Origin of the sequence: Marisediminitalea oceani (genome assembly GCF_003731635.1) — a bacterium.
In the GTDB taxonomy this organism is placed as follows: domain Bacteria; phylum Pseudomonadota; class Gammaproteobacteria; order Enterobacterales; family Alteromonadaceae; genus Alteromonas; species Alteromonas oceani.
On sequence record NZ_RCUA01000044.1, the window covers coordinates 29,889 to 47,549 of the forward strand.

Genomic DNA, 17,661 nt, shown 5'->3' on the forward strand with positions numbered 1-17,661 from the left:
AGTTTAACAACAAATTTACAACAGCGGCACTACTTAATGCTTTTGAGGCATAAAAAAGACCTGCAAGAGCAGGCCTTTTAGTTACGAAGGAGTCGTGATTTATGCAGAGCGACGGCGACGAGCCGCAAGCAGAGAACCACCAATAATCAGTAACAGCGAGGCAGGCGCTGAAGCTGGAGTTGTTGGCGGAAGGCTGTCTTGATCTAACAGTGCATAACGCAACTGACCACCAGCAACCAGAACTTCACCGATACCATTACCCCAGAACGATACCTCAGTAAACTCACCACTATCGTCAAACGCAGCTACGAAGATTTCAAATACGTCAATTGACGGATCAGCTTGTGACGGGAATAGACCTTCGGCATTCGTTGACGCAGAAGCCACTAAAATTGGCGCACCACCGTCAAATGAGATAAACAGATCAGTCGTTGGGTCGGTACAACACGTTGCCCAGTCACCTACTTCAAAACCAACAGCATTTACTGCGCTGTCGAAGGTGAAAGTAATGCCACTACCAAAGTAATCCATTGGATCCGTGCGTGGAATCGATCCACCACCGGAAGGATTGATACCAATTGCAGTGCCTGTCAGGGTGCCGTAACTTGAAGCGAATCCGGTACCACCATCATTTTGAGTGATAACGTAGTCACCTCGGTCGATTGATGAGCCCGAAAAGGCAGTATCCCAAACATCAACACCAACAGTCCCGCCAGCGCCCGTTACAGTGCTGTCGAAATCGGCTACGCCGTCAGTAATGCCATCGAATACAGTTAGAATGGTTGCGTTGGCAGCAGTCGCAGATGCCAACAGTACACCGGCGAGACCGCCAGCAAACAGTTTCTTTGCTTTCATGTAAAAAGTCCTTCTTCAATAAACGTCCGTAGTACAACGCATTCTCTACGTTTTTATTTGCAGTATTTTAAGCGTGATTAAAAATTAAGCACACCTGACGCGTTGGTAGCAAGGAAGGGGCCAGATCGTTCAACTTTCAAATAATTATTTGAATAACCGGCAATTTTTTGATTTGAGGACTTTTTGAGTAAATCTGCACACCGTCGATTTGTAAAAAAAAGTGACACTATACTTTAGTGCAATGTAACGTAGTTAACAGGGCTGCATTAGCAGCCCTGTTAGTGGATCAGAGGTTGTATCCACGCTCTTCGTGGCTGCTGATATCCAGCCCCTGCTGTTCGTGCTCTGCAGTGACCCGAATACCTTTAGTGAGCATATCTACCAGTTTGAGCAGCACCAGGCTCACCACTGCGGTGTAAACAAACGTGGAAAAAATACCGACCATCTGTACGCCCAGTTGCTCACCGATGGAGGTGTTATCGCCTCCGAATCCGTAGCCGCTGAAAATGCCCAAATCGGGAGAACAGAAAATACCCGCCAGGAACGTACCCAGAATACCGCCAATACCGTGAACCGGGAACACGTCGAGTGAGTCGTCAATTTTCCACTTCTGTTTGATTAGATTAGTAAAGTAAAAACAAACGCAACCGGCGGTTAGGCCAATAACCAGGGCCGCTGCCGGACCAACATAGCCCGAAGCCGGAGTAATGGTTCCCAGCCCCGCCACCATGCCGGTAACGATACCCAACACCGAGGGCTTACCGTATTTCACCCATTCTATAGTCATCCAGGCCAGTGAGCCTGCGGCGGCTGATACATGAGTAACCAGCATCGCCATCGCAGCATCACCATTGGCAGCTACTGCGCTACCGCCGTTAAAGCCAAACCAGCCAACCCAAAGCATTCCCGCGCCGCCTACTGTCATTGTCAGATTGTGTGGGATCATTGACGCGCTGCCGTAGCCGTGGCGGTTTTTAATATACATAGCTGCCACCAATGCTCCTACACCGGCGGTAATGTGCACCACCGTACCACCAGCGAAGTCCAGCAAGCCAATTTGTGCCAGCCAGCCGCCGCCCCATACCCAGTGACATACTGGCAGATAAACCAGCACCAGCCAGGCCAGGGAAAACACTAACACGGAAGAGAACTTCATACGCTCAGCAAACCCGCCCACCATCAGTGCGGGCGTGATGATGGCAAAAGTCATCTGAAACATGAAAAACAGCGGTTCCGGGAGAGTACCGGATAACGAGGATTTATCCGTATTGGCTAAAAACATGTTTGAGAAATCGCCGATAAAGGCGTTACCTTCTCCAAATGCCAGGCTGTAACCGGCTATCAGCCAAATCAAAGACGCGCCACAGGCAATTGCAAAACATTGCATTAAAACCGAAAGTACGTTTTTGCTGCGCACCAGGCCGCCGTAAAAAAACGACAGACCGGGCAGGGTCATAAATAAAACCAGAGCTGTAGCGGTTAGGATCCAGGCGGTGTCGCCAGAATCTGCACCGGATTCAGCCAATGCAAAGCCCGGCATAAACGCCAGGCCGATAAGCCAGTTTCGCATAAGTGTGTCCTGTTGATTCTCAAATGTGTTGTATTAAATTGCGTCGGAGTTTGTTTCTGATGTTCTTATTCGGATAACCTTTTCGACATCTGTTATAAATAATTTTCCGTCGCCTACCTTGCCGGTCCTGGCACTCTGGATAATTGCTTCACATACGCGTTCTACGTTTTCGTCGGCAACCACCAGCTCCATTTGTGTTTTGGGTACATAGTCAATTTGATACTCGGCTCCACGGTACAACTCGCTGTGGCCCTTTTGTCGTCCAAACCCTTTTACTTCACTAACTGTTAAGCCGTTTATTCCTACGTCAGCCAGGGCCTGACGTACTTCTTCGATGCGAAATGGTTTTATAATCGCAGTTATTTTTTTCATTATTCCGGGCTTCTTTCAGGGAAGGTGAATTTTATTTTCTCTGAACAGTAGTATTTTTACCACTTTTTTTAACAAAACCTTATTAGTCAAAAGTAGCGTTACCGGGCTTGTACAATCACAGTTTCGTCGCAATATATAGCGCTCAGGCACGTTTCATTATCTAATTGCCGTAACGAGAGAAAGTCAGGATATGATATCCTCTGCGCTCTGAAGCCCTGGTTTGAAAACAAAAAGGAGATGAATGTATATGAAAAAATTGCTTGCTGCGTTAGCTGTTATTTCTGCTGGTATGTTATCCGGATGTACGTCGCTCCCGTCCGAACAGGAAATCAGTGATGCTGACTACGGCGCCTACCCTGATGATTACGAAAATATCGTAAAAACCTACTATGGTTATCACCTCACTCACCCAAATTCTGTTGAGTACGGCAAAATAGAAAAGCCTAAACGTTACTGGCTGGGCAATGAACTGGATAACGTTTATTACGGTTATCTTGTTTGTGCCACCCTCAATTATCGCAACATGGTGGGTAAAGACACCGGGTTTAACACACATGCGCTGCTGATTCATGATGGTCTGGTGGTTAAATATGTGGAAGACGGCGAGTGGTGGGGCAAGCCCCTCTGTAACTGAGTCCCGGGGAGACAGTAGTCGTTATGTGGTATCGCTGGTTGTTATTGCTACTGTTGTTATCCGCGAATACGCACGCAGCAAAGCAACTTAAATCGGCAGTCTCCGGTAACTTTCCTAATGGCCTGCATGCTCACTTTATTAACTATATCAGTGAGCAGCTTCATGCAGAGGCAGACATCGCCCTTATGCCATACGCCCGGCGGTTGATAGAACTGGATGACGGCAGTATCGATATGATGGTTGGAGTGTCTGGCACCGCCCCCATTGGTAGCCATACCATTTTGCTCAGGCCCGCCTACGATAATCTGAGCATCGGATTATTTGTACTTACCGGCAATGAGAGCCTGTTTACTGAGGCTGATGACATGCGCAAGCATTTACTGAGCCTCACCCGACACGCCAACAGTGATGCTATATTAAGCGAAATTCCCCCAGCGCATATTGTGCCGGCCCGTTCGCTGGAACAAAAAATCGAGATGCTGTTAAAAGGCCGCATAGATGGCTTTTTGCATGTAACGCAAAGCACCGAATTGCGTCTTAAGGAGCTCGACTACACCAACACCATTACGCAAGCCGCTTACCAGCCACCTGAGGTCTATAAGCAGTATATTGCCATCAACAATCACTCGTGGCTTTATGCACACAAAGCCGAGTTAGAAGCAATTATTGCCAACGGCATTGCCACTGGCGCCTTTCAGACGATCCGGCGCAATTATTACGCAGACACCCATTAATCTGCCGCCATTTTACTGCTCAAAGATCCCTCGACTTCCCATCCTCTTGTGGTGTATATTTTTCTTCGTTGATAAAGGATTAATTAATAAAATAAGGAAATTCAATGAAGTATGCTCTCTTGCTGATTTTGCTTCTTGCCCCCCTACGAGCGTTAGCTGCTGTTTCCGAATGGGTTGATTTTACGCTTCACAACGGCCATGTGTACTTACCCATCGTGGTTGAAGGTATTGAAACCCACGTACTACTCGACTCCGGCTCTCAGGTGCATGCTATTAATAAAGCATTTGTCGGTAAACACAACCTCGACCTGGCCACCGGCGCAAAAATGCGTGTTCAGGGCGTTCACGACACCGAAGACAGAACCACCTATAACAATGTTCAGGTTGGCCTGTTCGGCTCCGAGTTTGAGTTGGATAAGGTAGTAGAATTTAATCTGGGCCATCATAGCAGCGGAATGTTGTTGGGAGCGGCTTTTTTCAACCCGTTTATCATTCAGATTAACTACCCCGAAAAGAAAATTCGCTTACTCACCCGCGACAGCGTGGATATGAATGAAGCATCGAATGTGAGATCCATGGACAACCGCGGTAACGGCATGCCCATCGCTGAGATAACCATTAATGGCGAAAACTTCTGGTTCTTAGTGGATACCGGTAGCTCCAGCAGTATCTTTATGGAGCGTCGCTATGCATCCCGGGCCGGCTTACTCGACAAAGTCGAAGGTTCTTCGTCTTCTTCTGGGGTTAACAGTACCGGTTTTCAGGATGTTGCCAATGCAGATACCGTAAGATTTGGCCCTTTCGAAATTGCCGATGTAAAAGTGAGCTTTCCTGCACCTGGCGAGACCACTAACCTGGAAAGCCAGTTTTCTGAAACCCGCAGTCGCATTAAAGGTAAACGTATTGTCGGCATTATCGGCTACGGTTTATTCCAGCATTTCCTGCTCACCATGGATTATAAAACCGGCAAGATCCACGTGTCTCTGCCGCCAGAAAAGTAATCGGGCTAACGCCGGGCTGCCCCGGCGTTATGGCACGTTAATGCTTAATACAAATTACCAGGGAAGCTGATCGCCGTTGCTGTGCCAGAATCCGCCGGAGTTTTCGCAGTTTAATTCATCCATACGTGCCAGCAACCCTGCGGCCGCCTCTTCCGGTTCGATAAGCCCGTTGAAGTTTACCATCTCGGTATTTACCCATCCCGGATGCAATAAGGCCACTGCTATCCCTTGTTTATTAAGATCAACAGCCAGCGACTTGCCAGCCGCATTGAGCGCCGTTTTTGACATCCGGTAACCGTAACTTCCGCCTGAATCATTATCAGCAATTGAGCCCATCCGGCTGGTAACAAGCCCAACTTTACTGCCTTCCTTGAGGTTTGCCTTCAAGGTGGCAACAACCCGTAGCGGGCCGATAGCGTTTACCTCAAATTGCTCTCTAATCTGCTCAAAGTTCAAATCATCCAGACTGTTCTTACGCATAATGCCTGCGTTATTGATAAGCACATCGATAGTCCTGCCGCCAAGCTGACTGTGCAATTTATCCAGGTCATCCTGCTGACTGACATCCACCTGTTCGATTACCTCTGCGCCACTTCGCTTGAGCGCTTCAGATGAGTTACGACATACCCCGATAACACTGTCACCTCGTTTAAGGTAAGCCTGCACAAGCGCCAGTCCGATCCCACGGTTGGCACCGGTAATAAGAATAGTAGCCAAAATAAGTCTCCAAGCTCTTTTTACATTCCCAGTTAATACGACATGGGGAGAGTAATTGACTTTTAAAGGTGCAAAACTATGGCAGATTACTCTGTTTTACTTGTCTGGAAATTGATAGTCGCTTGGCAGTACTTTATATACCTGCTTAAAACACCGGCTGTAGTAAGCGCCCGAGCCAAATCCTACCTCAAACGCTATCTGGGTTATTTGTAAACCTTGTTCCAGCATCGGCATGCTTTTCTCCAACCGGTACTTCTTTAAAAACATCGTAAAGTTATCCGGCAGTAGTTTGGACAGAGTACGATTGAGCTGCCTGTCGCTCATTGCTAGTAACGCCGAAGCGCGACTACGGTTAAACCGTTCATCCTGATAATTACTCTCTATTACATCTAAGAACTTAACAATAAATTTGCGGTCTTTTTCATTGTCACACCGAGGTAAAATAGCCTTAACGTAAGCAGGTGTATCTTCCACGTTGTCGTTAGCGCTTCTGCTAACGTTATGACGATGTGCGAGCCGTGAGTAGGTCAGGTTACTTTCAATTCTTGATACCAGTTCTTCACGTTCTACCGGCTTAACCAGGTAGTCATTAACTGACGCCTTAAAGCTATTAAGTTTGGAGGTGTAGTCACTGGCGGCGGTGAGTATCATCACCGGCACATCAGCAAATACATCCTGCTCCCTGAGCTTTTCAGTAAATACTACACCGGAAATATCAGTGATGTTTAACTCGGTGACTATTACATCAGGCTGCAAAACAGGGATGATTTCCAGTGCCTGCATACCGCTTTGGGTTGAGTAACAGTTAAAGCTTTCGCCCAGCAAATTAATGATATATTCGCACGCCTCATGACTACGCTCGATCACGAGAACCACCGGTAAGTTACTTTCCCGATACTGAGCAGACTGTTCTGCTACCTGCCGTTGTGTTCCATCATCAACCGTAAGGGCTTCCCTGTTTTCCACTGTCAGTGCAGGGTTAAACGGTAAATGCACCGAAACCTCTGTACCCGTACCAGGTTCACTTTTTAATTCTAACCAGCCGTCATTGGCAAGCGCCAGTGCATTCGCCAGATTCAGGCCGATGCCGGTATTAGTGTTGCCATTATAATTGGAGCCCTTGGCAAACCGGGAGGTAACAAATTCCAGGTGCGCTTTATCCATTCCCGGGCCGTTGTCTTTAATGTATACCACTAACTTATCGGCCTGGTGACTTGCCTTAATGCGCACTTGTCCACCAGGCTGAGTATAAGAAACTGCATTGATCAGTAAATGGTTGAGTAGTGATTCCAATGAGTCCTGAATTAACAACACTGGCGCTCTGATATCACAATCACAGCTGAGTATAAGTTGTTTTTTTAAGGCTTCCGGACGCCAGGTTTCAACCAGGAAATCTAATGTATTGCCAATATTGTATCGCTGCAGCACCTGGCCGCTAATATGTTCAATTCGTTCCACCGCCGCGAGTTGGTCGGTGAGCCCTCTGAGGCGGCCTGCGTTATCGTAAACCAGATCGAGCTTACCCCGGATATCCGCTGTTAATGGCCTTGCCCGTAGCTCAGTGAGCGGATTTAAGATTTGCATTAGTGGTGTTTTTATCTCATTGGCCAGATTACTGAAGATTTTTTCTTTCTTGTTCAAGAGCTCGGTAATCGAGCGGTTACTTTCCAGCAGCGCCGACTGCTTCTGTTCAATAACCGCCGCCAACACCCTGCTTTTTTCAGCCATATGACGTTTTATCAACACTACTACAAGCCAGATAGTCAGTGCTAAAGCCGCCAGATAAAGTATGTATGCCTGCCAGGTTAACCACAGTGGCCGGGCAATATTGAACGGATAACGACTAATGGGCTGTACTGCCTGACTTTTACTATCCACAACCCGAACCTGAAAATCAAAATCGCCAAATCTCAGACCTGAGTAGGCCACTGTACCCATATTCGCCGGCAACTCCTGCCAGTCTTCATGAAATCCCTTAAGACGATATTCAAGCTTGTGCAAATGCGGATAAACATAGTCTGCCGAAGCAAATTCAAAAATCATTTCATCGGGGGCAGAGGCCAGAGTTTCAGAAAGTAGATTATTCGGATAAGTCGTTATCTTTTTATTATCGTTAATCAGTTGAAGGCTGAAAACACTGGCTATAGACTTGTACGCTCTTCGATTCTGGACATATGCTGCCAACTTACCAGTGTCGATAAGATAACTCATCTGGTCGCCAACGAGCACGAATTGAGAATCAGTAATGGGCATTAACCCCTGATGATTAAAATCTGTATCTATAACACCATCACTACTATCAAACTGGTAAGCCGACCCTCCATTCGTATAAAACAGTCCCTTATTGGTCGCAAGCCAGTGATGACCTTCCCCATCAACAAAACCATCCCGAATAAAACGCGGCAGATTTAGCTCCGTAAATGCACCGTTGAACTGTCTTGAAGACAAATCGTATTGCTTCAGGCCACCTCCCGATGTACATAAATAAATGATGTCATCTGTTGGATGTGAATACATGCAATACACAAAAAATCTCTGCATATTAACTGCTTCGTGTTTTATCCAAACACCCAACTCTTCCATTGAGTAAAGCCTGTTTTTCTTATCCAATACTACGAGTGCATCATTTCTCTGCATACTTATAAATCGAATGCCCTTGGGTGCATTCATGTAATGTCTTAACTCATTCATGCTTAGTTGAGCAAAACCTGCATAAGATTCAACTTCGTAGTAAATATAAAAATTACCGCCATTCTGAAAAGCAATAGGCTTAAGGTTTCCACAGATATTTTCGGGATCCTTAACAGGTGCAACGACTTCCGAATCAACATCATCACTTGCCATCAGTACACAGTCATCAGTAGAGAAAAGTGAGCCATCGGGTATAGAAATAGGTGCTGATTTAAAGTCAGAGAGTGGTGAATCAACTAGTTTTCCACTGAGTAAGTCAAGCTTAAACTGATGGTCAGAAGCGCCGACTAATGCAGATGAGTCAGTCACGGACTTCAACCATTCAATATCTTTTCGATAGGGAAAGTCTGTTTCGTGAAGATACTTTATCCCGGTATCATTGGCGTTGATTGTTAACAGGCCGAGTTGACTCGAACCAACAATGAGAGTCCCGTTCTCTAATTCCGCAATAGCGCCAATTGTTTTGATTTGTTCTAACGAATATTTGGGCTGTCCTTGTTTTAGCGCTGAAATGATATTTTTTTCATCGTTTAAATAGTACAGACCGGTCGCCGCAATCCATATTTGCCCGTTAGAGCTCACAAATATCTGGTCGACATCGTTGAGGCTATAAAGCGAGTCTGCAAAAGGATAATAAATTGCCTTACTGGCAAGATCCCACTTGTAAACACCTCCTGGGCCTCCAACCAACAGATGGCCATTGTGCACTGAAACCGATGTAACTGAGTTAAGCATGGGAAAGTACTTTTCGATAGAATAAAAAGAAGTCTCCTCTAACAGTGGTTCGTGAACAACAAGCCCGCTCGCCTCAGGAAATACAAACCCAATATCAGGTAAATATTCAGCCCCGTACATTCGCCTTAATCTGCCTGACTCCTGATTTTTATCTATTATCGTATTCGTACCCGTTTCAGTGTTATGGATGAGAATTTGATTAATCAGGCTAATTCCCACGAATGGCTCAGCAACAGCTACTGCCCAGGACGACCTTGTAAGTTCGGGTGGTAAAGGGGAGGTCCTTAAGGAGCGATCTTCAGGTCTAAAGATGAACAGACCTGAGCCAAACTGCGAGATCCAGATATTTCCATCATTATCTAAGGTAAGATCAGATATATAACCATCGGACAGAGCCGAGTTTTCAGGGGAGTAGAAAGTAGAGGTTTCTCCAACCAGATCGAGGAATCCGTTCTCAGCGCCGAGATAGAGATGATTATCGTGCGTAACAATAGCGCGAACTACGCCACTAGAGTCACCATTGAATTTCGTTTTTCCGACCCAGGCTGGCTCAACAGAGTAAGCATTGAAACTCCAGAGGATCAAAAAAAAGACAACGCCACAACAAGTCCTTATTTTAAGATTGTTTGTCCTAAACATTCGCCCATCTCCGTATCTCTTTCCCTAGATTTACTTCATGTAACTCCCTACAACCAACGAGGACTTCATTGTGAATATAGTACAAAAATTAACCATTTTCGAGCTTTCAGAACAGGACTGTCTCTTAGTACAGGGCGGTAGCGCAGCTTTACCTGCCGACTGGAGTAGCCTAGAAAAATTACCCTGTGGCCTGAGTGATAAAGTAGAAAAACCAGACCTGGTTATTTCGGTTAACACACAACCTTAGGCAAATGCCGCCAGTTAGTCGTGTATTGGGGTGACAGGTGTTCTCTTTTCATCCCCCATTCCGGGTGTATTCCTTTTGCGGCTGCGCCTATAGTCTGACTGCCGTAGCGGCTGTTTATTGCATCCATGCATTGCATGAGTTTGGGGTTGTGAGCGAGTTCGGCGAACATATCGCTCTGCTCATGGGCAGTTTCGATAATCTCTATCGCGCCAACGCCACACTTGTGTAATTTAATATTGGCTTTGTAAAGCGCGTGACTGGCATTAGACGCAGCCTGAACCAGCGCTCTGGTATCGTTAGTTGGCTGCGCAAAGCGATGCTGAATCGCCTTGTGGTATTGTTCTGTATCCGCAAAGGGATTGGCGTGAGTAAATAAAGTGAGTAGCCAGGCTTTACTCTGCTGCCGGCGTAATTTCTCAGCTACTTTTTCAGCATGCCAGCAGAGGCTCTCACGCAGAAACTGTTCGCTGGTAACCGGTTGCCCGAACGCCCGCGTTGAGTATATTTGCTGCTTCTTCGCTCTTTCCTCATCCCACTTTATACACACGGTACCGTTGAGCTCTCTTACCGTTCTCTCCAGTTCTACTGAAAACTGTTTACGCAGCGCTTTAGGATCAAATTGTGCCAGCTGCCAGGCGTTTATTATACCTTGCTCACGCAACCGGGCAGCTATGCGTTTACCCACTCCCCAAACATCTTGGACATCCATTTGAAGTAGCACATGCCTACAAGCTTCCGGCGTATCGAGCACGGCAATGCCAGACTTATCGCCCAGCTTTTTACCTGCAAAGCTGGCAACCTTCGCAAGTGTGGGCGTTGCGCCTAAGCCAACACCTACCGGCAATCTGAGTTGCTGCCACACATCACTCTGTATGCGTTCAGCATAAACGCGCCAGCTTTCAGCAGGCCGCCAGCTATCAAAAAATAAGAAGCACTCGTCTATGGAATATACATGCTGGTCAGGAGCGTACTGACCTACTACCTGCATCATCTTATTCGACAAGTAATCGTAGAGTTCATAGTTAGAAGAACGGATCACGGCATTGTGCTGTGCCAGCAGTTTTTTAACCTTGTAGTAGGGGCCAAACTTTTTGACGCCCAATTGCTTGGCGTGCTCACAAAGAGCGCAAATACAGCCATCATTGTTGGTAAGCACAACAACCGGTCGCTGGCGAATGGCCGGGTCGAAGACTTTTTCGGCCGAAGCATAAAAGCTATTGGCATCGACTAACGCATACATTGGCTTAACCATCTAACATAACGGTGCATACGCACAGAACGCACCACTATCCCCTCCACCTCAAACAGATCACCGTCGCCCAATGCATAGGGCTTGTGATCAAGGCCAGGAGATAACAACACCTGTGCTTTGCGATCGTAGAGTTTACAAACAAAATTACCGTTTAAATTGGCCACTATCACATCCAGTGAAGTGGGATGCGCCGCACGATCGACAATCAGCAGATCGCCGTCGAATATACCTACGCCTGTCATCGAGTCGCCCTGAGCCTGACCAATAAACGTAGCTGTAGGGTGTTCTATAAGTAGCTCGTCGAGATCCAGCGCCAGCTGTTTATATTCAGCTGCCGGCGACTCGAAACCACTGATGCCAGCTTGCGCTGCAACGGGTATAACCTGAAGCATTGTTAACTTTACCACCTGTTAAAAAATACTGTTTATTTATACAGTAAATTGCGATAGAGTGACAAGGAATTTCACAACAACGGAGTTACACAATGGCTATCACAACACAATATGTGGTCTCTCATAAAGGGGTAGAAAAGTTGGTTACTACCGATAAAAAAGCAGCAGATCAATACGATAAAATGCTCGATGTGGCCGATAATCTGGCCGTTTACATTGAGGCGAAAGGCATCAAGCTAGAAGAAGCGGTTGCCGAAGAGTTATCAATTATGCTGGCCAAAAATAAAGATAACCTGGCTAAGCTGCTCAAAGGCACCGATGCCGATACGCTGTTATCCAGTGAGAGCGCTGAAGTGGTAAAGCTAAAAGCCAACGGCTAGGGCAATAAACGCCGTTGGAATGATATAGCAGGGCTGCCAGGCTCAGCGATAATCACTAAGCCTGGTGGTGCTATTTGTTGCCAATTTCTTTTTCGATGTTGAAGCGCTTTATAACGCCATTAACTTCGGCAATGGTGGTATGCAGATGATCGCTGGCTTCCAGTGAACGCTCTGAACTGCGCTGAGTATCGGCAGCGCCATCGGCAATTTCAACAATTTGCTGATTAATATGCTCCGCTACAGCGCTTTGTTCTTCGACTGCAGCCGACATTTCGATGGTCATTTCAGAAATACCCTGCACGGCAACATTGATATCAGACAGCGCCTGACGGGTGTCCTGCACAATACCGGCGCCGCGTTCTGCTGACTCCAGCCCGTTTTTAGACACTTTTACAGCTCGCTCACTACGCGTGGCCAGAACCTGAATGATGTTATGAATACGATCTGTGGATTCGCGGGTTTTGGAAGCCAGGGCCCGCACCTCGTCGGCAACCACAGCAAAGCCCCGCCCTTGCTCACCCGCCCGGGCAGCTTCGATAGCAGCGTTCAGCGCCAGCAAATTCGTTTGCTCAGCAATCGACGAGATAATGCTTGCCGCTTCACCAATATCACTGGTGCTCTGGTCTAGCTCGGTTACCGTAGCGGAAATAGTTTCCACTACCCCTTTTAGCTCATCAATGGCTGCTGCCGCAGATTGCGCAGTCTGGTTTCCGGTTTCCACATTTCGCGCCGCAGAGCGGGCAGTATCGGCATTCTGTTCCACCCTCTCTGCCACTTCCTGGATAGACTGAGACATCTGAGTCACTGCCGAAGCAATTTGTTGAGTTGCCTGATTTTGTTGCACCACTGCGGTAGACGTAATGGCCGCCTGCTCGTGGGTGGTGTTGGCAATATGCTCCAGTGACGAAGCCGCGTCTTTGATACGGGTTAACGCTGTGCGACTGCGGGCAAGTTCACAACCAAGCACCAGCTTGGCTCTGGCCGATGCGCCAAAATCATCAAAATAAGTTTGCGAAACCACGGCGCTATCGTAAGAATCCGGGCTCAGGCCAATGAGCTCTTCCCATCTTTTTTCGCTTAAGGAATGCTGCCACACCGCCATTATAATAAGCACTGCGGCGGTAACCACTGTAGGCACTAAACCGGCAAATAAGCCCAGAAAAATAAGCAGTGGGATACCCGCCCCCCAGAACACACTCAGTTTCTTGAGCATGTAAAGATAAATTTCGCTGGCCCTGGCCGCTGACTGACCATTACGGATCCGCTCATAGCGAGCGCTGGCACGGGCAACTTCGTGATCCAGAGCTGGCACCCTGACCGACTCATAACCAACAATTTCGTTGTTCTCGTAAACCGGCGTAACGAATGCCGACACCCAGTAATGGTCGCCATTTTTACGCCGGTTTTTTACCAGACCCATCCAAATCCGGCCTGTATGCAGGGTTTGCCACATTTCTTTGAACACCCCTTCCGGCATATCGGGGTGACGCACAAGATTATGGTTTTTATTTATTAGTTCCTCCCTGTCAAAACCGCTCACCTCCACAAAAGCGTCATTACAGTAGGTGATAATGCCGCGCTTGTCGGTAGATGAAATCAGCCGGTAGTGCTTAGGAAATTTGTATTCTTTTTGTGTAACTGGCTGGTTATTACGCATCGAGTATGAAGCTCCCTTCTTGCTCCTGACGACCAATAGCCGGGCTCACCCTATGTGAAGAATAAAGACGAATGCAGGGTACCCAACTACCTCTATCATTTAAAATAGACCATGAAATAAACAACCACCACTAAACACGTGGCGAAAATTCAAATGGCAGAGTGGAAGTAAAACAACAGGATAGTAAAGCGGGCGACTCCTTGCGAGCCACCTCCGGCGAATAGTTAGGGTTTTGCAGTGTGCGATATATTATCCAGTAAGGTGGTTACCTCCTGGCTGGCAGCTTCCATTTCCCGGAGCAACTGTTCACACTCAACATGGTTACCCGCAGCGTGTGCGCTGATAGCATTAACTCCGGCTTCATGAACGGCTGCATGGGGCCTGTCCAGACGCTTGAACGCATCGAGCTTAGCCATGTCTGTTGTCGCGTTGCTGCTATACCATTTACCCAGGCGGCAGCTTGTGTGATCGACAAAGTCTTGTTCTGACTTGGAAGAGCGTCCGGTAAGTACGGCATAAACCTCAGACTTCCATACCACGTGATCAAGCTTTACGGTTTGGATAAAGGTTTGCAGGCTGGCAGAACGGATGGTGTTTTCCATTACATCACAGTGTTCAATCATGCCGGCATAATTACTGTTAAGTGAGCTGATACCGTCGGCTAACTTACCATTATTGGTCTGCAATTCACCAACAGAAGACACCGCCACCTGAGTGGATTGAATGATACTTTTTACCAGCTCAGAGACTTCACTTGCCGATTGATTGGTTTCATTTGCCAGAGAGCGTACTTCATCTGCCACCACGCTGAATCCGCGTCCGGCATCTCCGGCACGGGCAGCTTCAATGGCGGCATTCAGGGCCAGCAGGTTGGTCTGATCCGAGATACTGGTAATGGTGGTCACAAACTTATTGATGCTATCCGCCGTTTCAGAAAGGCCTTCGATGCTGTCACTCATGGCCGACATCATGGTATTCAGGCCGCTCATGTCACTCACGATCTGCTTCAGAGATTCGCTGGATTCAGCAAACAGGCGATGGTTCTCAGTAATTTTGTCGGTTTGCTCACTAATATCCTCAAACGAGGAGAGCACCGTCTGGCGAATTCCTTCTACCTGATTTAACGAATCAAGCATGCTGTCGGTCAGGCCGGGCATATCAGATTCTTTGTTTTCCGCTTCAGCAAGTTGTGCTCTGAGCTCTCGGTTCTCTTCTTCCAGTGCAGCTAGTTGTGCCGCAAGCTCGGCGTTTTCTCTTTTGAGAACAGATACTTTTCCCTGCTCTTGATCAAGGGTTGTGCGAAATACAAACAAATCAACGGCTCCTGAGGTAAACGATAAAACCCTACCATTACTGGTAGTATTGCGCGATTCTAAGAGTTGGCCAAAAATAATCCAGTGATTTACTACTCAGGACTGCTCGTCGTACCTCTGAGGATCAGTCGCGGGCTAAGAATATGCTGATATTCATGCCGGGTATGACCGTAAACCCGCTCAAGCACCCAGTGAGCCGCCATACTTCCGATTTTTTGTACCGGATAATCAATGGTGGTTAGCCCCGGCGAGAGATAACTGGCAAAGTCCACGTTATCAAACCCAATTACCGATACATCTTCCGGCACTCTGCGGCCCAGCTCGCGCAACGCAATCATTGCGCCGGAGGCCATTTCATCGTTTGCACAGGCTACCGCAGTAAATTTTGCGCCGCGGGCAACCAATGCACGAATCCCCTCAGTACCGGATTTAGCCTGGAAGTTACCCTCGTAGGTAAGGTTGTCTGTGTATTCAACCCCCATGTCGGCAAGGGCCTGTTGGTGGCCGGTTAAACGGTTTTTACCATCGGCTTTAAACAGCGAGCCGGCAATATAGGCGATTTGCGTGTGGCCAATATCGAGGAGGTGACGAGAGGCGAGATATCCGCCTTTTACGTTGTCGAGACTAATGCAATTATCGCCGATCTCTTCAATAAAGCGGTTTACCACCACCAGTTCAACGCCCTGATGGACCAGATTCACCAGATACTCGTCGCTAACGGCTTCCACATGCAAAATCAACGCATCGCAACGGCGGCTGAGCAGAGCATCTATTTGTTCTTTTTCAATTTGTGCGTCGGAGTGACCGGTAGCGATCAGCATGTGTTTCTTGGCCTGCCGCAGGGCCTGCTCAGTGCCGCCCATCATCGCCCCGAAGAAAGAACCATGCAGTTCCGGTACAACGTACCCAATGGTATGGGTTTTATTGGATGCCAGTGAAGCTGCCACAACATTATGGCGGTAACCCAGCTCCGCCATGGCCGTCATAACCAGTTCGCGGGTTTTCTCTTTTACCGTGCCGGTATTGTTAATAACCCTGGATACGGTGGCAGACGATACACCGGCCTTTTCACTAACTTGTTTTATCGTGACCATATTAACTTCGCTATACGTTTTCCTGCTGGGGTTGCCGTGCCGTTTTAAGGGCATTGTGGATGTTGTCCACTCGCCGACTGTCCAGTTTATACCAGCGCATCAACAACACTACCACTAAAGACATAGCTGCCGGTATTAAACAAAAAGACAATGTTATACCGTGACTTACCCGCTCATCGATGTTATTTGCCTGGTAGCCAAAGTAGGCGAGCGCCCAACCCGCCAGCGCACTGCCAAGTGCGATGCCTAATTTGATAAAAAACACTATGGTGGAGAAGGTCATGGCGGTTAAGCGTGTACCAGTTTGCAACTCACCGTAGTCAGTCACATCGCCCATTTTTGACCACAATAATGGTGACGTCATTTGCAGTACGAAGCCCCATAAAAAATGAATCACCAAAGCCCCCGCCCACATGGTCGGAGGCAGGAAATAATTAACAATACACAACCCCGCGCAAGAAAGCTGTAGCACTTTGTATAACAGTACCTTGTCGCAGCGACGGGTAAATGGATGAGCCGATGCTGCGCCCAGAATGCCGCCCACCATCGCCAGCGAAACAAACAGCGTGACATCGTCGGGGCGTTGCAGCACATATTTTACGTAATAAATCGCCAGCGCATTGCGCAATACTATCCCGGTTAGCAACACCATACTGACGATACACAAAATACGGCACTGGTCGTTATGCCAGACTGCTTTTAACTGCTCCCGTACCGGTGAGGGTGGCCCATCGGCCGGCAATACTCTTTCCCTGGTGCCGGCGAAACACAATAGAAATAGCACCATCCCAACCAGTCCCATGGTCAGCATAGTAAGCTGATAACCCCGAGCATCGTTGCCCGCGCCATACCAATTCACCATTGGCAGCGTGCAAAGCGACACAATCAGTCCGCCCAACATGGCAAACACGAAGCGATAAGACTGTACCGACACCCGCTCCAGTGGACTTGCAGTTATCACACCGCCAAGCGCGGAATAAGGGATATTAATTGCGGTATACATCAGCATTAACAGCACATAGCTGGCAATGGCGTAAATCAGCTTACCGTTGTAATCCGTATCGGGGGTGGTAAAAGCGAGTACGCTGATAAGTGCAAATGGCAAAGCCATCCACAGCAAATAGGGCCGGTAAGCGCCCCACCGGGTGCGGGTTTTATCGGCCAAAGAACCCATTAACGGATCGGTTACCGCATCAATCAGCCGTACTAATAAAAAGATACTGCCAACGGTCGCGGGATTGAGCCCAACCACATCGGTGTAGTAGAAAGTAAGAAACAAAATGACCGTCTGAAAGACAAAGTTGCTTGCTGTATCGCCAAGCCCGTATGCAACTTTTTCTTTTACACTAATCATTAAATGTCCAGACAGCTATGGATT

The 17,661-nt window shown here is 47.7% G+C and carries 15 protein-coding genes; 4 read left to right on the forward strand and 11 right to left on the reverse strand.

Annotation, left to right across the window (positions count from 1 at the left end; translation table 11 throughout):
• Positions 1–99: 99 nt before the first annotated feature.
• From D9T21_RS13705 to D9T21_RS13715, 3 genes are all read right to left on the reverse strand, one after another.
• Positions 100–855, reverse strand: a complete 756-nt coding sequence (locus D9T21_RS13705) for a PEP-CTERM sorting domain-containing protein (protein WP_123325532.1) — start codon at positions 853–855, stop codon at positions 100–102.
• Between the two features lie 286 nt (positions 856–1,141).
• Positions 1,142–2,425, reverse strand: coding sequence for an ammonium transporter (locus D9T21_RS13710; RefSeq protein ID WP_123325533.1), 1,284 nt, complete (start codon positions 2,423–2,425; stop codon positions 1,142–1,144).
• A 33-nt stretch (positions 2,426–2,458) separates the two neighbouring features.
• Positions 2,459–2,797, reverse strand: coding sequence for a P-II family nitrogen regulator (locus D9T21_RS13715; RefSeq protein ID WP_105934138.1), 339 nt, complete (start codon positions 2,795–2,797; stop codon positions 2,459–2,461).
• A 247-nt stretch (positions 2,798–3,044) separates the two neighbouring features.
• Here D9T21_RS13715 and D9T21_RS13720 point away from each other — a divergent pair, with 247 nt between their 5' ends.
• The 3 genes from D9T21_RS13720 (at position 3,045) to D9T21_RS13730 (ending at position 5,166) form a co-directional block, all read left to right on the forward strand.
• Positions 3,045–3,431: a hypothetical protein gene (locus tag D9T21_RS13720; protein WP_164464689.1), complete on the forward strand. Its 387-nt coding sequence runs from the start codon at positions 3,045–3,047 to the stop codon at positions 3,429–3,431.
• Between the two features lie 23 nt (positions 3,432–3,454).
• Entirely contained in the window at positions 3,455–4,165 is a 711-nt protein-coding gene (locus D9T21_RS13725; RefSeq protein ID WP_123325535.1) for a type 2 periplasmic-binding domain-containing protein, read from the forward strand.
• 104 nt (positions 4,166–4,269) lie between these two features.
• On the forward strand, positions 4,270–5,166 hold the full coding sequence (locus D9T21_RS13730; RefSeq protein ID WP_123325536.1) for a pepsin/retropepsin-like aspartic protease family protein: 897 nt from the start codon (positions 4,270–4,272) through the stop codon (positions 5,164–5,166).
• Between the two features lie 54 nt (positions 5,167–5,220).
• Here the strand turns inward: D9T21_RS13730 and D9T21_RS13735 are convergent, their stop codons facing one another.
• The 4 genes from D9T21_RS13735 to D9T21_RS13750 all read right to left on the reverse strand — a co-directional run bounded on the left by D9T21_RS13735 (position 5,221) and on the right by D9T21_RS13750 (position 11,839).
• Complete coding sequence (locus D9T21_RS13735) at positions 5,221–5,886, reverse strand: SDR family oxidoreductase (RefSeq protein WP_123325537.1); 666 nt, start codon at positions 5,884–5,886, stop codon at positions 5,221–5,223.
• 93 nt (positions 5,887–5,979) lie between these two features.
• Positions 5,980–9,948, reverse strand: a complete 3,969-nt coding sequence (locus D9T21_RS13740; RefSeq protein WP_123325538.1) for an ATP-binding protein — start codon at positions 9,946–9,948, stop codon at positions 5,980–5,982.
• A 230-nt stretch (positions 9,949–10,178) separates the two neighbouring features.
• Positions 10,179–11,435, reverse strand: coding sequence for a Y-family DNA polymerase (locus D9T21_RS13745; RefSeq protein WP_123325539.1), 1,257 nt, complete (start codon positions 11,433–11,435; stop codon positions 10,179–10,181).
• Positions 11,423–11,839, reverse strand: a complete 417-nt coding sequence (locus tag D9T21_RS13750; RefSeq protein WP_105936919.1) for a S24 family peptidase — start codon at positions 11,837–11,839, stop codon at positions 11,423–11,425. The genes D9T21_RS13745 and D9T21_RS13750 overlap by 13 nt, the downstream gene beginning before the upstream one ends.
• Positions 11,840–11,931: 92 nt before the next feature.
• Between D9T21_RS13750 and D9T21_RS13755 the strand changes: the two genes are divergently transcribed.
• Positions 11,932–12,219 carry a YebG family protein gene (locus tag D9T21_RS13755; RefSeq protein ID WP_123325540.1) on the forward strand — a complete coding sequence of 96 codons (288 nt, stop codon included), beginning with the start codon at positions 11,932–11,934 and terminating at the stop codon, positions 12,217–12,219.
• Between the two features lie 70 nt (positions 12,220–12,289).
• Here the strand turns inward: D9T21_RS13755 and D9T21_RS13760 are convergent, their stop codons facing one another.
• From D9T21_RS13760 to D9T21_RS13775, 4 genes are all read right to left on the reverse strand, one after another.
• Positions 12,290–13,876 carry a methyl-accepting chemotaxis protein gene (locus tag D9T21_RS13760; protein ID WP_123325541.1) on the reverse strand — a complete coding sequence of 529 codons (1,587 nt, stop codon included), beginning with the start codon at positions 13,874–13,876 and terminating at the stop codon, positions 12,290–12,292.
• Positions 13,877–14,100: 224 nt separating this feature from the next.
• Positions 14,101–15,189, reverse strand: a complete 1,089-nt coding sequence (locus tag D9T21_RS13765) for a methyl-accepting chemotaxis protein (protein ID WP_123325542.1) — start codon at positions 15,187–15,189, stop codon at positions 14,101–14,103.
• A 92-nt stretch (positions 15,190–15,281) separates the two neighbouring features.
• Positions 15,282–16,283, reverse strand: coding sequence for a LacI family DNA-binding transcriptional regulator (locus D9T21_RS13770; RefSeq protein ID WP_123325543.1), 1,002 nt, complete (start codon positions 16,281–16,283; stop codon positions 15,282–15,284).
• A gap of 10 nt (positions 16,284–16,293) precedes the next feature.
• Positions 16,294–17,637 (reverse strand): glycoside-pentoside-hexuronide (GPH):cation symporter, encoded by a 1,344-nt coding sequence (locus D9T21_RS13775; protein WP_123325544.1) that lies wholly within the window; start codon positions 17,635–17,637, stop codon positions 16,294–16,296.
• Between the last annotated feature and the right edge of the window lie 24 nt (positions 17,638–17,661).